The sequence below is a fragment of the Immundisolibacter sp. genome (genome assembly GCF_028696615.1).
Lineage (GTDB): Bacteria > Pseudomonadota > Gammaproteobacteria > Immundisolibacterales > Immundisolibacteraceae > Immundisolibacter.
Map to the genome: position 1 here is coordinate 1 of NZ_JAQVGQ010000292.1, position 2,835 is coordinate 2,835.

The 2,835-nt window shown below is 71.6% G+C and carries 1 protein-coding gene; it reads right to left on the reverse strand.

The window, feature by feature from the left end:
• The coding region (locus tag PHC73_RS13375) for an FAD-dependent oxidoreductase (RefSeq protein WP_300129248.1) at nucleotides 1–2,613 on the reverse strand (2,613 nt) is incomplete at its 3' end.
• Nucleotides 2,614–2,835 lie beyond the last annotated feature (222 nt).

The following is a 2,835-nucleotide window of genomic DNA, read 5'->3' on the forward strand; positions in this document are numbered from 1 at the left end:
GAAGCGCTGCGCGGCCAGCGGCGCGTGCAGGACGACTTCGACGATTGTGGGCGTGAGGCGCTCGACACGCTCGACGCGCGCCCGCAGCAGGCCATGCATCCGGGCGTGGAAATCGGCAGCGGTCTCGGCGCTGGCCGGCGCGCGCGCAGCCAGCAGGCGGCTGATCACGGGATAGCCGCGCTTGGCGCTCGCCATGGCCTTGACCACGTTGCCGGCGAAGCTCGGGTGCAGGTCACCGAAAAAGCTCACCGCGCGGCCGTCGGCGCGGCGCTGGGTGAGCATCGGCACCTCGCCGGACTTGGCCAGGCGCGGCGCCGGCTGGGGCTCGCCGTGCTCGTCCAGGCTGCGGAAATAGGCGCCGTCGAGCGACAGCGTGCCCGGTGCCTCGCGCGCCAGCACGGTGTTCGGCACCGTGCCGGCGGCGACCAAAATCGCACGCGCCGGCAGTACCTGCCGCTGGCCGCTACTCGCAAGGCGGCCGTCCTCGCCCACGGTTTGCAGCTCGACCTCGAGGCCCGACGCGTGGCCGTGCGCGTCCACCTGCACGCCGACCGGCGCCAGGCACTCGGCGAACTCGATGCCTTCTTCGAGCGCCTTGTGCACCTCCTCGTGGTTGAGGGTGTAGCAGGGCGCATCGACGAGACGGCGGCGGTACACCAGCGTGGCGCCGCCCCAGGACCGCAGCAGCTCCAGCACGCGCGGGGCGCGATTCTCGGCAGCAGCCGCGGCGCGCTCGGCGCGGATGGCGCGGGCATGGCCGATGAACTCGTCGGCGATGGTCTGCTCCTCGGCATCCCAGCGCGCCCGCACGGCGGCCTCACCGCGCTCGGCGCACAGCGTCTCGTAGCGGGCAAGGAACTTTTCCACCTGTAGCGGGTAGTAGGCGAGCGCCTCGGTGGCGGTGTCGATGGCGGTCAGGCCGCCGCCGATCACCAGCACCGGCAGGCGCAGTTGCAGGTTGGCGACCGAATCGCGCCGCGCCGCGCCGGTGAGCTGCAGGCCCATCAGAAAATCCGACGCCTGGCGCACGCCGCGGGCAAGCCCGTTCGGCACGTCGACGAACCGCGGTCGGCCGGCGCCCATGGCGAGCGCCACGTGGTCGAAGCCAAGCTCGAACGCGTCATCCAGCGTCAGCGTGCCGCCGAGGCGCACGCCGCCGTGCAGGGCAAAGCCGGCGCGCCGCTCCAGCAGCAGGCGGATCAGCTTCAGGTAATTCTTGTTCCAGCGCACGGTGATGCCGTACTCGGCGACGCCGCCGAAGCCGGCCATGACGCGCGCGTCGAGCGGCTCGTACAGCTCGCTTGCGTCGCGGATCAGGCGCGGCGGCCGGCGCGTGCCGTCCGGGGCCACGCCGGTGAGCTCCGCCGGCAGCGGCTCGATCTTGAGGCCGTCGACGCCCACCACCGTGTGGCCGTCGTTCAACAGGTGGTGCGCCAGCGTGTAGCCGGCCGGGCCCATGCCAGCCACCAGCACCTTGCGGCCGGTGGCCGGGCGCGGCAGGGGCCGGTCGAGATTGAGCGGGTTCCAGCGCGTCAGCAGGCTGTAGATCTCGAACCCCCAGGGCAGCTCCAGCACGTCCTGCAGGGTGCGCGTTTCCACCTGCGGGATGTCGACCGGCTCCTGCTTTTGATAAATGCAGGCCTTGGCGCAGTCGTTGCAGATGCGGTGGCCGGTGCCGGCCAGCATGGGGTTGTCCACCGCCGCCACCGCGAGCGCCCCCACCGCGTGGCCGGCGGCCTTCAGCGTGTTCATCTCCGAGATGCGCTCGTCGAGCGGGCAGCCCTGCAGCGGCACGCCGAGCGCGCTCGACTTGAACGCGCCCGACTTCTCGCGCAGCCCGTGCGAGCACGAATCCTTGCCCTGGTTGTGGCAGCCGATGCAGTAATGCGCCTGATCCTGCACGTACTCGGCGCTGCCGCCGGCGTCGGTGAGCGCAAAGCCGTCGCGCCGGCGCGGCGCGCCGTCCAGGCGATGGCGGGTGATGATCTGCTCGCGGACGGTGGCGAGCGGCACCAGGTGCTGCGGGTCCAGCTTGTGCGGCTCGCGAAACAGCACGCCGCCGGCGTGCGCCGCCTGCCCGGCCGGCGTATGCAGCGCCCAGGCGGCGTAGCGCAGCGCCAGATCGAGCGCGCCCGCGTGCTGCTCGGGCGCATCGGACCAGGCGTTCACCTGCCGCGCGAAGGCCAGTTCCGAAAACGGCTCGCCGAATAGTTCTTCAAGCTGCGCGGCGAGCGCCGGGCCGTCCTCCTGCGCCGCCTGCTCGGGACCGAGCTTGCGCGCCGCCTGCCGCTGAACGAACTGCCGCTTGCAGATCGACAGCGGCGCCAGCGCGTCGAGCCGTGCGCTGAGCGCGCGCAGCTCGGGCGCGATGCCGAACAGCTCGCCGATGAAATCCTCGACCTGCGGCGCCAGCGCAATCAGCAGCTCGCTGTGCGCCTTGTCGTCCAGGCTGCCGGGCGCCGCGCGGGCGGTCGTGAGGCGCGTGGCGAGCGACGCATCGGTCGCTTCGAGCCAGCCCAAAAACGCCCGATCGACCCGGCCCAGCCCGGCGTCGTCGTAAAGGACTTCGGCCGGCAGGCCGAAGGCGAGCTGCAACAGGTGGGAGGCGGGCATGGCACCGGACGGTTTGGCGGGATGTGTCGCTATTTTAGGCAAGCGCAGGCGCGCCGCCGGGGACGCGCCGGCAAACGGGCGGACACGGTTGTGCGGCCCGCCGCTGTCCGGACAAAAAAATTTTTCGATCGGGGCGCGCAGGCTCGTGAAATGAGACACCACGCCTTCAAACTCGGGCGTCGTGTGCGCATGTGACCGGCTCAACAGTTCCGGTCAGCGCAA